This is a genomic window from Enterococcus sp. FDAARGOS_375 (assembly GCF_002393265.1).
Classification (GTDB): Bacteria; Bacillota; Bacilli; order Lactobacillales; family Enterococcaceae; genus Enterococcus_D; species Enterococcus_D innesii.
Genome location: NZ_CP023515.1, coordinates 3,009,117 through 3,028,214, shown reverse-complemented (window position 1 = coordinate 3,028,214; position 19,098 = coordinate 3,009,117). Strand labels below are relative to the sequence as shown.

Sequence of the window (19,098 nt, the reverse complement as noted above, 5' to 3'; positions counted from 1 at the left end):
TTTTACTTTTTGATTCCGCTTACTTAACGTGTGAAAACGAAAGCTAGCTCTGGGACTTTATGAAAGGAACGATCATAGTATTGGATTGCCCATTGTTCTGGCGTACTTTCAATAATCGCAAAGCTTTTGATTTGAATTTGCCCTCGCGGTTGGGAAACACTGCCAGGATTCAAGAAAAGTCGATTCCCGACTTTCTCACAAGCAATTTGATGCGTGTGACCAAACAAAGCGATCGAGGCATCTGCTTGTTGCGCTTTTAATCCTAATTTGGTTACGCCAAAACGAACATCCGCCAAATGGCCATGGGTCATATAGATGGTATCCAGCGACGTTTTAACGATACGCTCATTGGGAAAACCACCACCGTAATCGCAATTGCCGCAAACGACTTGGAATGTTTCCCATAAAGGATCTGTATCAGGCAGTTCAGAGTCTCCACAATGCAGGAATAAATCGACTTGATTTTCGAATTCATTTTTAAGATCAACAAGAATCTCACGATCTGAATGATTGTCACTGACAACTAAATATTTCATACATTTTCTCCTTCTAGCCACACCTGCCACTGTTCTTGGAGTTTTTTGATTGCTTGACCACGGTGGCTCACTCGGTTCTTTTCTTCTTGACTCATTTGGGCTGCGCTTTGCTCTGAACCATCAGGAATAAACAATGGATCGTAACCGAACCCATTTTCTCCACGAGGGATACGGCCGATTCTCCCAGGCCATTGGGCTTCAACCACCAAGCTATCTTTTCCTGGTGCTGCGAAAACTAACGTACAGTGAAATTGAGCACTGCGTTTGTCATCTTCGACATCCGTCAATTCATAAAGCAATTTTGCATTATTGGCAGCATCACTTTTTTGCTCACCGGCAAATCGAGCAGAGTACACGCCTGGGCGTCCCCCTAATGCATCGACTTTCAGTCCTGAGTCATCAGCCAACACCGGTCTTCCCAAAATTCTGGCGATAGTTTCCGCTTTAAGGCGGGCATTTTCTTCGAATGTGGTGCCGGTTTCTTCAACATCCGGCAAGGAAGGATAATCTTTCAAGGTGCGGACATCGTACCCTGCTGCCCCAAAGACGGCTTTAAATTCCTTGGCTTTTCCTGGATTGCCTGTGGCAATGACGATCGTTTTTTCGGGAATCTCATAAGGGGGTTCATCTGGTAAAAACAGTGCCTCTTTTTGATAGGCAATCAATTCTTCGATAGCTGTTTTTCCGTAGATCAGCATCTCATTCAACTGCTGACCATCAAAGGTCGCTTCTTCCCCAGTTCCTTGCAATTCGACAAATCGACCGGATTCTGTCATCACCAAATTCATGTCGACAGCAGCTGAAGAATCTTCTTGATAATCGAGATCAGTCACACAGGTGCCATCTGGTAAGATTCCAACGCTGATGGCTGCCAAATGCTCCTTGATCGGGTCTTCCGTCAATGCTTTGTCACGCAACAATGTATCGATAGCTAAACGCAACGCAACAAATGCGCCGGTAATACTAGCTGTTCGGGTACCACCATCTGCTTGAACGACATCACAATCGACCACAATACTGCGTTCTCCTAGCTTTTCTAAATCGACCACAGCTCGCAAGGAACGAGCGATCAGCCGTTGGATTTCCATTGTACGACCAGAAAGCTTGCCTTTGGCACTTTCTCGACGGTTACGAGTGTTGGTCGCTCGTGGGAGCATACTGTATTCGGCTGTGACCCAGCCTTTTCCCGTATCTCGTAAAAACGGAGGGACCCGATCTTCAATCGTTGCCGAACAGATCACGGTTGTGTCACCAAAAGAGATCACAACCGATCCTTCGGGGTGTTTGTAGACGTTGGTTTGAATTTTAACTGGTCTTAACATTGTTTCTTTTCTGCCATCATGTCGCATTTAAAAGCCTCCTAAATCAGTGTGAACCGATGAGATCGTGTCTAAATCAAGCCAATCATTGGCGATCTCATCAAATATTTTCGGTGAACCAGTAGTAAAAAATGCATGCTGCGGGTGCGGATCGTCCTGGCTCGTTGCTGCAATGGCGAAATAGTCCAACAAGGTACTGACTTCCCCCACCGTTTCTGCCCCTGAATCAATGAGCTGGATATGGGCCCCCAATTCATTTTGGATCAAAGGGCGCAATAAAGGATAATGGGTACAGCCCAGAATCACCGTATCTAACCGCTTGTTTTTCAAGGGGCGTAACGTTTCTGCCACAATTTTCTTGGCGACCGAGCTATGGTATTGTTTGCTTTCTACGATCGGTACAAACTTTGGGCAAGCCAAACTGACGACTGACGCATGGGGGGCTTTCCCATGAAGGGCGCGCTTGTACGAGTCGCTTTTAATCGTTCCGTTTGTCCCAATAACACCGATTCGTTGATTTTTGCTTGCTTTGACCGCTGCTCGACTGCCAGGCAGTATCACGCCGATCACTGGAATATCCAGTTGTTCTTTGATTTCTTCAAGAGCGACCGCTGTTGCTGTGTTACAGGCGATCACCAACATTTTAATGTTTTTTTCCAATAAAAAACGGGTCATTTGCCACGTATACTCGATGACTTGCTCAGCAGGTCTTGGGCCATAAGGGCATCTGGCAGTATCGCCTAGATAAAGAATCGATTCGTTGGGCAGTTGTTTGATTGCCTCTTTGACGACCGTCAACCCACCAACACCAGAATCGATAAAGCCAATTGGTCTGTTGTTTGTCATAGTTTCCATCCTTTACATGAAAGAAAGAGTTTGATGCATTTTTCTCTCTTATTCATTTTGGACTTTTTTTGTCTATTTTTCAAGTATTCCTTTCGTTTGCTAAAGAAAGCTTTCCCAAAAAAATACCAATCGGTACAAAAAAAGCCCCAACCATTGGCTCACAACCAGCAAGTTGCACTTGCATGGTTGAAAGACCGATCGCGGGGATTTTTGTCGATTGTTCATTTTTAGTAATCGTACTGACGTTTTTCCAAAAAACCTGAAAGCAATGACAGTGCATAACAAACCAAAAAGTATAAAACAGTCATTGCCAAAAACATTGGCAAAACATAGTTTGTATTTTGACCATAAATGATCCGGGCATGATGGGTCAACTCTGGTAAAGAAATGATCACGGCTAGTGATGTATCCTTGATCAAAGAGATCAACTGACTGACGATCGCTGGCAACATCGCTTTAAATGCTTGTGGCACGACGATACTGCGCAATACTTCAACATAACTTAATCCCGTTGATAAACCAGCTTCCATCTGACCTTTTGGCACAGAATTCAAGCCCGCTCGAAAGATCTCAGAAAGCATCGCTGATTCAAAAATCGTCAACGCCACCACCGCTGACCAAAAAATGTTAAAGCGGATGCCAATCTGTGGCAAGGCAAAGTAAGTGAAGAAAATGATCAAAAGCAAAGGCAAGTTACGAATAACATCAATCACGACACCTAGTACTTTAGAAAAGACCGGAATCGAGCTGAAGCGTAAAATACCGGCGATTCCTCCAATAATAAAGCTAAATAAGATCGAGAGGATCGACACTTCAACCGTAACACGTAAGCCATCGATCAAAAAGCGAATGTTAATCGCTGAAAAAGCTTCAAAAAAATCCATAGTTCTTTAGCTCCTTTCTATGAGCGGACAGCCCAACGCCGTTCCAAGTAAACCATCAAATAAGACAATGGCAGGGTGATAATCAAATAGAAAAGACCAACAATGATATAGGTATCAAATGTATTGAAGGTCTCGCTTGCGATCAAATCCCCTTGATACATGATATCTAATCCTGCGACCATCGCTAAAATTGAGGAGTTTTTGACGAGGTTAATAAATTGATTGCCTAGTGGCGGCACAACGATTTTAAATGCTTGAGGCAAAATAATGTAGCGCATCGCTTGACTATAAGTAAAGCCAGAAGACAAGGAAGCTTCCATCTGTCCTTTAGGAACCGTTTGGATCCCTGAACGGATCGTCTCGGCGATAAATGCCGATGTATAGATCGTTAAACCAATCGTTCCAGCTTGAAATCCGTCAAAAGAGACCCAATACATTGGCACAACAACATAAAAGAACATCACGATGATCAATAAGGGAATATTTCTAAAAAACTCGACATATGCTTTGGCGATCCCTTTGATGAAGCGATTGTCTGACAACTGAAAAATTGCCATTAAAGTTCCGATCAAAAGGCTAAAAAACAGTGCGATCAAACTCGCCATGACTGTATATTTAAAGCCTTCAATAAACTGACCGGTATAGGTTTGAAATAATTCAACCATTCAGTTTCCTCCTAATCTACTTTTCCTGATTCGTCTTCAGGGAACCACTTGTTGTAAATCTCATCATAGGTTCCATCTTCACGCATTTCCCGCAAGGCTTGATTGACAGCATCTAGAAATGGTTTTTGACCTTTGTTGATGGCAATCCCATAAGGCTCTTCGGTAAATGTTTCGCCAACTAAATGATAATTTGGATTTTCACTCGCCATCCCTAATAGGATTGCGTTATCCGTAGTCATAGCATCCCCTTGTCCTGATTGCAAAGCAGTAAAGGCTTCTGCATAATTTTCAAGTTCTAGGATTTGCGCTTCTGGTGCAGCCTCACGAATGTTTACAGCTGACGTAGAGCCTTTCACGACCAATACAGTGGTGTCTGCGGTCAAATCTTCAATCCCTTGGATTGGACTATCTTTTGCGACCAATAAAGATTGTCCTGCATCAAAATAAACATCCGAAAAGTCAACTTGCTTTTTACGCTCTTCCGTGATGGTCATCGTTGCGATGATCGCATCGATATTGCCGTTTTTCAAAAGCGGAATCCGAGTTTTTGAGGTAACTTCAACAAAAATCGCATTGCCATCACGCCCTAAGATTTTTTCAGTGATCGCACGAGCGATATCAATATCAAAGCCACGTACTTCTCTAGTCGCGATATCCATCAACCCAAATAGACGGGTATCGTTTTTTACGCCCCAAACGATCTGATTCGTCTCTTTGCTGTTTTCTAAAATATCAATATCTGCGGCACTTTGTCCTTTACAACCTGAGAAAGTCACAAGGGCAAAGGCTAAAACTAGAAAAGAAAAAATTTTCTTTTTCATATAGGTTCCTCCTGTCGCTTAATGATTTGTGACTTTGCTCAAGAATTGTTTTGCACGCTCGTCCCTTGGTGCGTCAAAGAATCCATCGACATCCCGTCGATCTTCTAGCACTTGGCCTTCTGCCATAAAGACGATTCGATCTGCTACTTCACGAGCAAAGCTCATTTCATGGGTAACGACGATCATGGACATTCCTTCACTGGCGATTTTTTTCATGACATCTAGTACATCGCCAATCATTTCTGGGTCCAATGCTGAAGTTGGCTCATCAAAAAGCAGCATCTCTGGTTTCATCGCAAGGCCTCGGGCAATTGCGACCCGCTGCTGTTGTCCACCGGATAACATAGACGGATAAGAATCTTTTTTATCCAACATCCCAACTCGATCAAGTAGTTTTTCCGCCAAATTGATGGCTTCTTGCTCATTTTGTTTTAATACTTTAATCGGCGCTAACGTAATGTTTTCTAACACGGTTTTGTTTGGATACAAGTTAAAATGTTGAAACACCATACCAATGTTTTTTCTAACTTCTGTCATTTTGACATCTTTATCAAATAAGTTCTTGCCGTTGACTAACAATTGACCACCTGAAATGGTTTCTAGTCCATTAATTGTACGGAGCATTGTACTTTTACCAGAACCTGAAGGTCCGATAACAACAACGACCTCACCTTTTTCAAATTCAAGGTTGATGTTTTTTAATGCATGGAACTTTCCGTAATATTTCTCTACGTTCTTAAATTCGATCATTGCCATTGATTCACACTCCTAGCTATTTTTAAAATTAAATGAGTAAATGGAAAGATTTGATTCATATTATAGCCCAATCTTTTTTCATTTGTAAAGGTGCTTTTCCAATGTTCCCCCCTTATTTCTGAAAAGACAAGTGCTATTTTACTTTGATGTGAGGTTTTTGTCCATGAAAATTTTTCTAACCTCGACAGATCACAAGGAGAACCTGTTGTTTCTTTTGCTAAAAAAAGGTAAGATAAACCATATAACAAAGGTAAAGGTGGAAAAAAAGTGAATACGATTTTAACTGGCGACCGCCCAACTGGCAAACTGCATCTTGGCCATTATGTGGGGTCTTTAAAAAAACGGGTCGAAATGCAAGCTGACCCTGAAAATCAGCTTTATATCATGGTCGCTGATATGCAGGCACTAACAGATAATGCGAAAACACCTGAGAAGGTCTCAGCGAATATTTTAGAAGTCGCTTTGGATTATTTAGCCGTTGGATTGGATCCATCAAAAACAACGATGTTTATTCAATCGCAAATCCCTCAACTCTCTGAATTGACGATGTACTACCTAAATTTAGTCAGTGTAGCACGCGTGCGACGCAACCCGACGGTCAAAGCAGAAATTGAACAAAAGAAATTTGGCGAAGGCGTTCCTTCTGGTTTCTTCATCTATCCAGTCTCTCAAGCAGCGGATATCACTGCTTTTAAAGCAAACTTAGTCCCCGTTGGTGAAGATCAAAAACCAATGCTGGAACAAACACAAGAAATCGTGCATAGTTTTAATTCTACGTATAGTGAAGTATTGGTCGAACCAAAAGCTGTTTTACCGCCAAAAGGTATGGGACGTTTGGCTGGGATCGACGGCAATGGAAAAATGAGTAAGTCACTAAATAACGGTATCTATTTAGCAGATCCAGCTGATGTGTTACAAAAGAAAGTGATGAGCATGTACACTGATCCAAATCACATCCATGTCGAAGACCCCGGACAAGTCGAAGGCAATATGGTCTTTACGTATCTTGATGTATTTGGTACCGAAAAAGAAAAAATTACTGAATTAAAAGAACATTACACCCGTGGCGGATTAGGAGATGTCAAAATCAAACGCTATTTGATCGATGTTCTGGAAGCCGAATTTGCACCGATTCGGGAACGACGTGAAGCTTTTGCGAAAGATCCCGGTGAAGTGATGAACTTATTAAAACTTGGTAGCGAAAAAGCAGAACAAGTTGCCGCCCAAACGTTAGCTGAAGTCAAAAATGCAATGGGCATCAATTACTTTGCTTAAAAAAATAAGCCTTAGCGGCTTATTTATTTGTTCACAAATCGAGAATACAATTTAATGCTAAACCTACGAGCACACTCTGTGTTAGGTTTCACGAGCAAACTTCATCCACAGACCGATCCATTAGGCAACTTTATTTGATGCGATTTCTTGCGAAAAAACCTAGAAAATTGCCCTAAAAATAACTTCGAAAATGCTGATTAGAGGATCATTTTCTCAACCTTGACAGCGCTAAAAAAAGAACAGATCAAAAAAGCTGGATTGCCTTTGATAGTGAGATACTTTACGGCTCCAATCCAACTCCTAACATTTTTGCGTCATCTGAACATCTATTATAATAGTAGAAAACATTCCCCACCTTCATTTTTTTCAAGGTGGAGAACGTTTTTCTTCATACTTCTATTAACGGATTTCTGCTTGAACTTTCTCTTTTAAGTTACGAGTAATTTTTGCGATTGCTTGATTGATCTCTTCATCCGTCAAAGTAGCTTCAGGATTGCTAAACGTCAGGCTATATCCTAATGATTTTTTGCCTGCGTCAATGTTCTTCCCTTGATAAACGTCGAATAAGCGAATATCACTTAAGAAGCGACCGGCACTTTCACGGATAATCTCCATCACTGATTGGTTGTCGATTGCTTCATCAAGCAAGAGTGCCATATCCCGCGTTACTGATGGGAATTTTGAGACCGGTTGATAGACCAATTGCTCAGTTTTCGCTGCTAGCAGTTGATCCAAGTCCAATTCAGCGACATACGTTTCACTCACTTCATAGGCTTTGGCGATCGATGGGTGGACTTGTCCCAAGAAGCCGATTTCTTGGTCATCTAGCAAGATCATTGCCGTACGACCAGGATGCATCTCTTTGATAGCTGCCGTTTTTTGATAACGAATACGGTCGGTTAATACCAACGAATCAAATAGATTTTCTAAAATGCCTTTTAAATGGAAGAAATCAACTTTTTGAGCTTGGGTTTGCCAGTCTTTCTCATGGATATTCCCTGTCAATGCTAGTCCTAAATGATTGACTTCTGTTGGCAGCTCGTGTTTACTGTCGCCTGTCTGATAAAAGACGCGACCAATTTCATACAAAGCAACACGATTGTTTTTACGTGCCAAGTTGTACGCAACGTCGTCTAACAAACCTGAAATCAGATTCAAGCGCAAGACGGCACGTTCTTCGGTCATTGGCCAATCCAATCGAGTCACTTGGCTCGATTTATTCGTAAATTGTTGTGCCTTCTCTTCCGTTGTCAAAGCATAGCTGATGGCTTCACTGACCCCATTGCCTTCCAATAGCGTCCGAACTTCTCTGGTCAGACGTTGCGCTTTGGTTAGATGACCGGCAACCGTTTCTCCTTGCGGTAAAGTCGATGGCAAACGATCATAACCGTAAATACGCGCCACTTCTTCAATGATATCTGCTTCGATCGTAATATCCCAACGACGAGGTGGGACAGAAACAATATAGCTGTCTGCTTCTTGACGATGACCAAAGCCTAATGCATCAAAGATTTCTTGCACTTCTTCATCAGTGATTTCTGTGCCTAAATAGCTATTGATTCGAGCTAAAGTGATTGTAACCTCAACAGGTTCTACTGCTACTTGGGAACCTATTACTGCCCCTTTTAAGACCGTTCCACCAGCAAGTTCCGCAATCAGTGCTGCTGCTGCATCACAAGCTTTTGCAACCGTGGCTTGGTTGATCCCTTTTTCAAAACGAGCGGAGGATTCGCTTCTTAAATTGAATTTCTTTGAGGTCAAACGAATCGCTAACGGATCGAACAAGGCCGCTTCTAAAGCGACTGTAGTCGTTTTTTCCGTGATTTCTGAATCAAGCCCTCCCATGACGCCTGCGAGCGCAACGGGCGTGGTTCCGTTGGTGATAACGATGTCTTCTGGGGAAAGCTGACGTGTTTCTCCATCTAAAGTCACCAAACTTTCATTTTCTTTACCACGACGGACAAGTATTTCTTTGCTGTCGAGCTTTTGATAATCAAAGGCATGCAATGGTTGGCCAAATAATAGTAAGATATAATTCGTCACGTCCACGACATTGTTGATTGGACGAATACCTTCATTCATCAAGCGATTTTGCAACCATTGTGGACTTGGGGCGATCGTTACACCATCAATGATTCGAATTTGGTAGGCGGGTGCATCTGTTGCTTCAGTGACCTTCACCTGAATTTTATCGGCAGCAGCTACTTCACTTTCAGTAAGCGAAATTTCAGGAAACTTCGGTGTTTGGCGATAGATCGCACCGACTTCATAAGCAACCCCCCGCATGCTCAACGCATCCGCACGATTCGGAGTGATCGACAATTCGATAATGTGATCATCCATATCCAGATAAGGAAAAACCGGTGATCCTGGTTCTGCTTCTGCTGGTAAATAATAGATTCCTTCCGCGTATTCTTTGGGAATCACGCTATCGGCATATCCCAACTCTTGCAACGAACAAATCATGCCGTTGGAAACTTCTCCCCGCATCTTGCCCTTTTTTATTTTTACGTTGCCCGCGATTCGAGAGCCGGGTAATGCCACGATGACTTTGATGCCGCTTTTGACATTCGGCGCACCGCAAACGATCTGTGAGTCTTCATCCTCGCCAATATTTACTTGGCAAATCGATAGATGGTCAGAGTCCGGATGCGGTCGGCAGTCGGTCACTTCTCCGACAACGATTTTTTTTAAACCTTCTTCAGGCACGTCAATACCTTCGACTTCGATCCCCGTCACTGACATTTTATCCGCCAGCTCTTTGGGTGTGATCTCAGACAGATCAAGGTATTCATTTAACCATTTATATGATACTAACATTTATTGTTCCCCCTTGAACTGGCGAATAAAACGCACATCATTTTGATAGAATTGGCGAATGTCGTTCACGCCGTAGCGCAACATTGCCACTCGGTCAGGACCTAAACCAAAAGCAAATCCCGAATATTGGGTTGGATCAATCCCTGACATTTCTAAGACGTTAGGATGGACCATTCCGGCACCAAGGATCTCGATCCAGCCAGTTTGTTTACAAACATTACATCCGGCACCACCACACTTGAAGCAACTGACATCGACTTCGACCGATGGTTCTGTGAAAGGGAAATAGCTTGGTCGCAAGCGAATTTGGCGATCTTCCCCAAACATTTTTTGCATCATGACTTCTAAGGTTCCTTTTAAGTCACCCATCGTAATATTTTTATCGATTACCAATCCTTCAATTTGATGGAATTGGTGGCTATGGGTCGCATCATCTGTATCACGACGGAAAACTTTCCCGGGAGAGATCATCCGTAACGGCCCTTTTGAAAAATCATGGGTTTCCATTGTTCTCGCTTGAACGGGTGATGTATGGGTTCGAATCAACACTTCCTCTGAAATATAAAAGGTGTCCTGCATGTCTCTGGCAGGATGATCTTTTGGCAGATTCATCCGCTCGAAGTTGTAATGATCTTTTTCCACTTCATAGCCTTCAACGACTTGGTAGCCCATACCAACAAAGATGTCTTCGATTTCTTCCATGATTTGTGTCAGCACATGGCGAGTTCCTCGGTCCATCTTTTTACCAGGCAACGTCACGTCGATGGATTCTTCAGCGAGGGCTTTTTCCAAGTTTGCTGCTTCGATAGACGTCTTGGCTTCTTCGATCGCTTCTGTCAAAATATCACGAATCTCGTTGGCATAGCTCCCCACCTTCGGCCGTTCTTCCGCAGAAAGATCTTTCATCCCCCGTAGAACTTCAGTGATGGGTCCTTTTTTTCCAAGCACTTCCACTCGAATTTGATTCAAGTCGTTCAAGGTTGGACTTTCTTTGATTTTAAGCAATGTCGTTTCCTTCAATGCTTCTAATTTTTCTTGTAAAGACATGTGTTTCCTCCTTCTATACTGTGAATAGTGTAAGAATAACAAGACTGGATTGACTGAATAAAGGGAATATCATTCATTTAAAGACAAAAAAAGACATCATCCCTTAAAAAAGGAACGACGTCTCGTGTTACCATCCTCATTCGCGAAAAAACCGCGCACTCACTTCGGCTAACGACAGCAAAACTGCCGACTGACTGTAATCAGCAAGCTCCAGAAGTGAAATTCATTTTTCGAATGCAGGACTTGCTTTCAGTCTGTGACAAGTCTCCCTTTTTCTGATTCAGCCAAATTACTAGTTTCTATCAACGCTTTTTAACTATTCATTTAAGGTTAGTTTACCTAATTTCTGGTGAGAAATCAACTGCATTCTTCCTCACGTACCCATGTTTCTGCCCAACGCTTCACACTCATCATACTCTTTTCAAGAGCAATACCTCTTGGCGTCAAGCAGTAAAGATTGTTTTCTTTGCAGACAATTTCTTCCCGCTCTAATTCTTTCAAGCGTTCGACTAACACCCGATCACTCACTTGAGGAATCTTGTTTGCTAACTCAACAAATCTTTGTTTGCCGTCTTCAAGAAGGACATCAATGATCAAGCCGTTCCACTTTTTGCCTAAAATAGAAAAAGCTTTTTCAAATTTAGGACAAAGGGCATAATCCGATTCTACTTTTATCATTCTCCATCACCTCTTTTACCTATTATAGCATATGACTTACGAATTGTAAGAAACTAGGATCGATCAGTTAGAATGACACGATCATCTTAGGTTTTAACAGCACTAAATAGGTCTGTTTCACTGGTTTGTTCAACGCTTTCTCCAATGCTTGGCAATAGAGTTTCAATTGACCATAATATCGTTCGCGCATTTTCTTTTCAATCTGAGCCTGACTACCGAAAACATCATCTGTTTTAAAGTCATACAAAATGATTTCATCCGCCAATTCAATATAGCCATCGATAATTCCGTGGATCAAAAGCGGCGCATCTGGTTCGTCAAACTCTTCAAAGATCGTATCAGCCTCTTTTAGCATCGAAAACGGTTGTTCCCGCTTCACCAAATCAGAGGATCGATTCAGCAATTCACCTAGTTCAGTTTGATAAAACCACAAAATGCTCGATCGGTCAATTTTTTTGGCGATTTCTTCAGAAAAAAATTGCTTTTTCACGAGTTCAGCAATCAGGAGCTCCAAAGTATCTTGATTTGGCGTCATTCCCAATGGGATCATTTGCAAAACCGTATGGGTTGCGGTCCCGATACTGCTGGCGAGAGGCTTCGTCTCTTGCAGAAATTTTGGTTTCGCCAATTCATCCTGTACGTAGCGATATTGCTGAGGATTCGTCTTCTCGGAAACCGACCGCCATTCCAACAAAGTGGTCTGTTGATCATCAGGATCATTATAGAGTCTTTTCAATTCTGATACAGATTGATAACTAGTCGTTTGGGTCGCTTTTTGATAAGGATAGCGATAGGCTAGGCGTTTCAAAAGATCATCGATATTGCTATCTGGCGCAAGCAATCGTTTAGGCTCCTCGACTGGCGCAAGGGTCTCTTGGACTTGTTGCGCGATCGTTTCTTGATTCCACCATGACAGACGAAAATGAGCAGGATGATCGATCGTCCGCTTGCGCTCTGACGCTTCAGAGAATACTGCTTCCATATCTGGATGGCGCATCAGGGTCCGTCCGACCCAATCCATCAAACTCCCCCGGGCAACAAGGCGCAATGCAGGGTCAAGAACCATTTCGGCTTGCGTCAAGCCAGATTGCCACGTCTTAAAGGCATCCGCTTGATTTTTGTAGGAGCCCACTAAGAAAAGCTTCTGCTCTGCTCGTGTCAATGCTACGTACAATTTTCGCATTTCTTCTGATAAGGCTTTTTTCAAACGAACTTGCTTGATGGCTTGAAACGGCAGTGTCTCAAATTTAAGATTTTCTGTGGGTTCCACATATTGGATTCCAGCCCCCAGTTGTTCTTCAAAGATATAGCGTTTTTGAAAATCTTGGTAGTTAAAGAATTTTGTTGTATCCAATAAGAACACAACAGGGAATTCCAAGCCTTTACTTGCATGAACGGTCATCACTCGAACGGCATCTTCTACAGGAGTAGCCACAGGCTCCGCCAAATCCTTGTTTTTTTCTTGCATTTTTTCGATGAAGCGTATGAATTGGTACAAACCACGGAAACTGCTCTTTTCGTATTTTTCGGCTCTGTGGATCAATGCCACTAAATTTGCATAACGCTGCTGTCCTGCAGGAAGTCCCACAACATAATCCAAGTAAGCAGTATCTTCATAGATTTGCCAAAGCAAGGTCGGGATCGGCAGTCTGCGTGCTTCTTCTCGCCATTGATTTAGTTTAGCTAAAAACCCATCCACCGTTTGCCACAAGTTTGACGCTTCATGTTGACCATGATAATCCAATACTGCATCGTAGTAGTCGCCGGAACGATTGGCTAAACGGATTTCAGCTAATTGATCTTCTGTTAAGCCGACGATTGGCGAGCGCAAGACCGCCACAAGCGGGATGTCTTGGTACGGATTGTCAATGATTTGCAGCAAAGATACGACGGTTTGGATCTCCGTTGCCTGAAAATAGTTTTGAGCATCATTGACCGCCATCGGAATTCCAAACTGCTTAAAGACATCTAGGATAACAAGATTGTTTTTACGTGTGGGGGTCAATAAGACGATATCATTGTAAGTGATTGGTCGATTCGCTTTAGCTTTTTTGTCATAGATCATGAATTTTGATTCAATCAACTCTCGAATCTTCAATGCAGTAATCTGCATCTCACCTTCTGTTTTGTCATCGATCAATTGTTCTTCAGATTCATGCTCTTTTTCATATAACAAGAGCTCTGTGGCAAAGGCATCGCTTTCTGGAAAATGAGGAAAACCGGTAATCAAGGCTGCCGCCTCATCGTAAGGGATTTGGCCAACCTGTTCATCCATCAGCTGTTGAAAAACTAGATTCGTAAAATCCAATACGTCGGAGCGAGAACGGAAATTTTCTGCTAAGACAATTCTCCGCCCACCATTCTCCGTTTCAAATGCCAAGTATTTTTCGATAAACAGCGTCGGATCTGCTAGTCGAAACGAATAGATCGACTGCTTCACATCCCCCACCATAAACATGTTGCCAGGGTTATGATCAACTTGTCTCACCCAATATAAAATTGCCTCTTGCAACCGATTGACGTCTTGGTATTCATCGACTAAAACTTCTTCAAAGCGATCCCGATAATAGACCGACGCCTCACTTCCACTGCCGTCACCTTGTAAAATCTGCAAGGTAAAATGTTCCAAATCATTAAAGTCTAAACGGCCTTTTGAAAGCTTTCTTTCTTGAAATGCTTTCATAAATGCTTCGGTCATGGCCGCCATTTTCTCAACGACAGGTGCTGATCGATGAAGCAGTTCCATCATTTCAGCCGGCGGGTATGGAAAGGCCACTTTCAATTGCTCGACCAATTTTTTTGCATCATCTCGCAAGGGCTTGATTTCTTGAGAGAGTTCCTTTTGTTCTGGTTTGCGAAAAGCTGGGTAGCGACCAAAACGCAACACTTGGATCTGCTCATAGAAGCCATCAACATCGTCTGCATCCAGCAGAGCCTTTAAGGTTTCCACCATTCCCATTTCGGTATCGATCAACTGTGCCGCTTTTTCCATCGCTTCATCAGAACGGGCATAGTCTTGCGCCGCCTGCAGCAAATGCGCCGCTGTCTTCAAATTTTCTTGCAAAGTCGGTTTGATTTGCGATTGGTACAGGATATTTTCAGCAAAGGTTTCTTTACCGATATAGTGATCACTTAGATGAGCTAGCCAGTTGACTGGATCCGGATTTGCTCGGGCAAAGTCATAAAGAGACAGGATCAGATCCCCGACGCCTTCATCAGAACGATCACTAGAAAAATTTTCTGTCAAACGAAAGAAGGCTTCATCATTGGCTTCATATTGTTGATCTCTCAGCTGTGTCCAGATTTCTTCTTTCATCAATAAAATTTCGGTTTCATCGGTCATCATGCGGAAATTTGGATCTAAATCGATCAAATAATAAAAACGCCGAATCACCGTTAAACAAAACGCATGCAAAGTAGAAATGTTAGCTGTCGGCAATAGCTGCAGCTGACGGACGAAGTGCTGGCGTTTTTGCTCATCACTTTCTTGGTTGATGGCTTGTTGCAATGCCGCTTGAATCCGTTCTTTCATTTCTCGAGCAGCTGCTTCGGTAAAGGTCACGATCAGTAAAGAATCGATCGTCGTTCCTGCTTTTAACTTTTCGATCACTCGCCGAACCAAAACGGTGGTTTTTCCTGAACCCGCTGAAGCGGAAACGAGGATATTATCCCCTTTATCAAAAATGGCTTGCCATTGGGTATCCGTAAAGGTTTCATTTTGCGGTTTTAAAGGGATCTTACTCATCTTCTTCCTCCCTTAAGCGATGGATAATCTCATCTTTAGATAAGTTTTCTAAACGGTGGTACTCATTTTCTTTCAACAATACATCAAAATCACAGATGCTGCGAAACGGACAAAACTCACACGCCCGTTTTTTGTCTTTTAAATTATAAGAAGGGTTTAAGGCGATTTCACCGCTTAATAGCTTCTCACCGCTTTGTTGCATGTTTTTACGATTGTGTCTTCTTAACAGCTCAAGCTCTTCTTCTGTATAAAACTTGTTTTTCGCCTGCGTCGTTTTTTGATAATCGCCGTTTTTGTCTTTTCGAACAGGAAATATCGGTGAATTTTTGCTGGCTTCAACATCCTCATCTAGCAATGGGAAAACAGCCGGTTCGTCAATAAACAACCCGTCATACTTGAAACGTTTTAAACGTTCTTCTTCACTGGCTTCTTGTCCGTCCAAAAGCGGATTATGCACATGCAGATAATATGCACCGGCTGGTCGCACATTTGGCGAACCAACCAGTTGGACAGCATCCGTCAATGCGACATCGAGATAGGTGATCAACTGCATCGCAAGTCCGTAGTAGGCTTCAGAAAGGTCAAAATCTCGGCTGCTAGATTTATAGTCAACAACAGAAAGCCATTGTTCTTCTTCCGTTTTCGCCGTATCGACTCGATCGATCTTCCCCCGTACATGTAGTTTCCCACCAGAGCTTAAAGGCAATTCGATCCCGTTGATCCCATTTGAGCCAGCGATCTGGCCGAACAGTACCTCCGTCTTTTCCGGACTAAAATGCATTTTTTGTCCTTGTTTCGCTAATGCCCACGCTACTCGCTGAATCGTCTTGCCTAATTGATACCGAATAAAATTCATCCGAGCAGAGCTCGTCAGTAAGCGATAACGGCTTTCGCCAAAAATTTCCTGCAAAACGACTTCCACAAATTGCACGCGTTGGTCAGCAGTTAACTGGGTCAAGGAAATATTTTCAGCAATCAGGACTTTGACAAAGCGGTCCAACGCATCATGGAAAAACTCACCGGTCATCGCTGGATTTAAACCATAAACTTCCCGTTCTTTTAACCGTAATCCGTAGCTGACGAAATACTTGTATTCACACTGATAGAACGTCTCCATCTGAGAAATGGAACTGTAGATCGACGGTCCATATAGTGCCGCAGCTTGTGCTTGAGACAAAGGAATCGGAATATTTTGATGAGTTTGGCTTTCAAATACTTGGGCAGCTAAATCAGTCAATTTTGAACGTAACAGTGCTTGTTTCAGCTGCTCCCAAACTCGAGGCAAGGTCTCTTTGTTTTTTTGCGCTTGCTGACTGAGGTTATTGATTTGATAGATCAGGCCACGGTAACTGCCGACATAGTTTCTCGGGTCACTGGTCAGCGTTAAAATGCCGCGATCTTGCAGAGGAACATCCAAATGTTTGATCACGCGGTCTAAATAAGGCGACAACTTGATGTTTTGCTGGGTATCAAAATTAACGGCATAGGACAGTGATAAGTGTTCCGTTGCTGAAAGCAAGACCGAATAAAAGGCAAATGGCTCTTTGACACTGCCTTCCACCACTGTATCCCTAAGGTATTTTTCACCGTTGAACAACTGATTGAAATGCTGACGTTCTTCATTCGTCAGCAATGTTTTGTTCTCTATTTTTCTTGGCAACGCCGTTTCATTCAATCCCGGTGCAAATGTGATCTTCGCTTGTTTTGGACGAGCCAAATCAAGGCGGTTGACGTTGACCTGGTCGATCGCTGTTGGGATCTTCCCGAATGTGACATTTTCTAAGCCAGTCAATAAGACATCTTCAAAGAGCGCAAAATCAAAGGGCTCTTCTCCATAGATCGTGGCATATTCATCTAGCAAATCCATTAAAGCTTGCCATGCTTGTTCATGGTTGCGAGCTTGATCCAATTTTCCTTGTTGGATTGCCTGGTCTCGCCAATGCCGTAGTTGTTGCTCGACACCGGCATTCAGTAAAAAGCGATACAGCAGTTCTACGGCATCTCGATTTGTTCTAGCAGCCGTCAGCCAGTCAAGAGTATCAGCAACATCTTGCTTAAAGGCCCTACGCAACTGGTTGGTATACGCCGTCAAATCCACTTTATCCGTCTGCTCTTCTTCTGATTGTAAATGCTCGATCAGTTCCCAATCTTCGTTTCTTGTCCAGCTAGCTCCTTGAAAGTCATGGGCTAATGCTTTATTTTCAGTAATATCCACTAACTTACGAAACTGGTCACGCCCAACGAGCCAATCTGCTTCGGAGCGATAGACTGCCGGTAAATAAAGTTCCGTTCTTAATAATCGCAAAATATCATTTAAGCGGAAACCATAGGATTGACAAGCAAAAAAAGCATTCAAAAACTCAACCAATGGATGTTGTGCCATCATCTGCTCTTCATCGATATAAAAAGGAATCTCAAACTCAGTAAAAATTTTAGGAATATACTGATGATAGATTTCTGGTTCGGCGATCAATAATTGGATATCACGATACCGTAATGTTGGGTACCGTTTCTTATCACTCATCATCCCGCGGATCGACGCTGCGATTTGACGGATCTCTTCTTCGGGATTCCCAACTTTCCAGACTGCCAAGAAGTCTTTGACGGAGGTCTGCTGATGATAATTGGCTTGTGATTGGGTCTGGCGCCAAAAAGTTTCTACTTCCTTGTACGCCTGCGGGATCGATCCCTCGTCTTCTTTGTCCACCTCTTGGTTGACGGAAAGTTTCTGATCTAAGAAAATGTTCACTTGATTTTCTCGGGCAAAACTGATCAACTGATAATAGGTCCGTCCTGCTTCGTAAAATAAATTCAATGGCGTGGGCATCTCTTGTGGGTACCCGCGATCCAAAATAAGATCAATCACTACATGACTTCTCTTCATCAGTACATGTATCAACTGTTGCTCTTGGGTTGAAAATGCGGAGAAACCGCTGATAATGAATAAGGCGTGGGAAAGATCTGGCGCTTTGTTCAAAGACACAGCAGTTGGTATCGTTTGATCCACCCGAGAGTCACCCAGCAAGGAACCTTCCAGAAAGCGTGTCAATAAGGTGAGCGGTTGTTCGACTTGTAATGCACGCCCCAGAAGTTCTTGTTCAAATCGTTGAAAAATTATCGCCAATTCACTGTATTTCTTCTCTTCATCTTGGCTTGCACTGGGGGCAGCACCACCAGCTAATAAATCCTCGATCCCCAAACGGCTTGTATGCATTTCTTGATAAAAAGCCAACAATTGTTGGATAAACCCCGCTTTATTAATTTCGCCGCGATACAAGACAAGTTCTTCTTCTAAATCCAAAAGCAGCTTGCGCATGATCATGGAGGCACCATTTTCAGTGATGGCATTTTGAGAAAGCAATCCTGTTTGCTGCAAATAAAACCAAGCCAAACGGTGAAAACTATACACTTGGGCCCGAATGGAAGCGAAATCCCCTAATTGATCATTTTTAAGTAATTGAAGGATCTCCCGCTCTCGTTCAAATTTATTGTAGTTAGGAACGAGGAAAAACACTTCTTGATGGTCTTTTTCTAACCAGCTTTTTGCCTGCTCTATCACAGCTTGATCATGACGACAACGGCCATCACCAAGGATAAATCGTAAACTCATGAAAGGACTCCTTCTCTACATAGTTTTAAAAAATCCCCAAAAAACAATGAGCAGCTTTTCTTCGAAAGCGACGTTTTTGTCTAGTGGTCATTTTCA

The 19,098-nt window shown here is 42.8% G+C and carries 13 protein-coding genes; 1 reads left to right on the top strand and 12 read right to left on the bottom strand.

Translation table 11 applies throughout. The features are described 5' to 3' along the window. Nucleotides 1-23 precede the first annotated feature (23 nt). The 7 genes from CO692_RS15750 to CO692_RS15720 form a co-directional block, all read right to left on the bottom strand. Nucleotides 24-536, bottom strand: coding sequence for a metallophosphoesterase (locus CO692_RS15750; RefSeq protein WP_096742667.1), 513 nt, complete (start codon nt 534-536; stop codon nt 24-26). Continuing rightward, the gene (gene rph, locus CO692_RS15745) at nt 533-1,885 is read right to left on the bottom strand and encodes a ribonuclease PH (RefSeq protein WP_096742666.1); all 1,353 of its coding nucleotides are present in this window, start codon (nt 1,883-1,885) and stop codon (nt 533-535) included. The genes CO692_RS15750 and rph overlap by 4 nt, the downstream gene beginning before the upstream one ends. Continuing rightward, nucleotides 1,886-2,701, bottom strand: a complete 816-nt coding sequence (racE, locus tag CO692_RS15740; RefSeq protein ID WP_081118702.1) for a glutamate racemase — start codon at nt 2,699-2,701, stop codon at nt 1,886-1,888. Between the two features lie 227 nt (nt 2,702-2,928). Further along, nucleotides 2,929-3,585 carry an amino acid ABC transporter permease gene (locus CO692_RS15735; RefSeq protein ID WP_005226185.1) on the bottom strand — a complete coding sequence of 219 codons (657 nt, stop codon included), beginning with the start codon at nt 3,583-3,585 and terminating at the stop codon, nt 2,929-2,931. 17 nt (nt 3,586-3,602) lie between these two features. Further along, complete coding sequence (locus CO692_RS15730) at nt 3,603-4,250, bottom strand: amino acid ABC transporter permease (RefSeq protein ID WP_077453437.1); 648 nt, start codon at nt 4,248-4,250, stop codon at nt 3,603-3,605. Nucleotides 4,251-4,261: 11 nt separating this feature from the next. Further along, on the bottom strand, nt 4,262-5,071 hold the full coding sequence (locus CO692_RS15725) for a transporter substrate-binding domain-containing protein (protein ID WP_077453438.1): 810 nt from the start codon (nt 5,069-5,071) through the stop codon (nt 4,262-4,264). Between the two features lie 18 nt (nt 5,072-5,089). After that, nucleotides 5,090-5,827 (bottom strand): amino acid ABC transporter ATP-binding protein, encoded by a 738-nt coding sequence (locus CO692_RS15720; protein WP_077453439.1) that lies wholly within the window; start codon nt 5,825-5,827, stop codon nt 5,090-5,092. Between the two features lie 267 nt (nt 5,828-6,094). Between CO692_RS15720 and trpS the strand changes: the two genes are divergently transcribed. Next, nucleotides 6,095-7,102 carry a tryptophan--tRNA ligase gene (gene trpS, locus CO692_RS15715; protein ID WP_081118703.1) on the top strand — a complete coding sequence of 336 codons (1,008 nt, stop codon included), beginning with the start codon at nt 6,095-6,097 and terminating at the stop codon, nt 7,100-7,102. Between the two features lie 399 nt (nt 7,103-7,501). On the opposite strand, the gene pheT is transcribed toward trpS, so the two are convergent. From pheT to CO692_RS15690, 5 genes are all read right to left on the bottom strand, one after another. Beyond that, a complete protein-coding gene (gene pheT / locus CO692_RS15710) occupies nt 7,502-9,922 on the bottom strand; it encodes a phenylalanine--tRNA ligase subunit beta (protein ID WP_096742665.1) in 2,421 nt (806 codons plus the stop codon). Continuing rightward, nucleotides 9,923-10,969 (bottom strand): phenylalanine--tRNA ligase subunit alpha, encoded by a 1,047-nt coding sequence (gene pheS / locus CO692_RS15705; protein ID WP_096742664.1) that lies wholly within the window; start codon nt 10,967-10,969, stop codon nt 9,923-9,925. It abuts the gene before it with no gap. 357 nt (nt 10,970-11,326) lie between these two features. Then, on the bottom strand, nt 11,327-11,647 hold the full coding sequence (locus tag CO692_RS15700) for a winged helix-turn-helix transcriptional regulator (protein ID WP_005226192.1): 321 nt from the start codon (nt 11,645-11,647) through the stop codon (nt 11,327-11,329). Between the two features lie 67 nt (nt 11,648-11,714). Next, on the bottom strand, nt 11,715-15,392 hold the full coding sequence (addA, locus tag CO692_RS15695; protein WP_096742663.1) for a helicase-exonuclease AddAB subunit AddA: 3,678 nt from the start codon (nt 15,390-15,392) through the stop codon (nt 11,715-11,717). Then, complete coding sequence (locus CO692_RS15690) at nt 15,385-19,002, bottom strand: PD-(D/E)XK nuclease family protein (protein ID WP_096742662.1); 3,618 nt, start codon at nt 19,000-19,002, stop codon at nt 15,385-15,387. Before CO692_RS15690 ends, addA begins: the two co-directional genes overlap by 8 nt. Between the last annotated feature and the right edge of the window lie 96 nt (nt 19,003-19,098).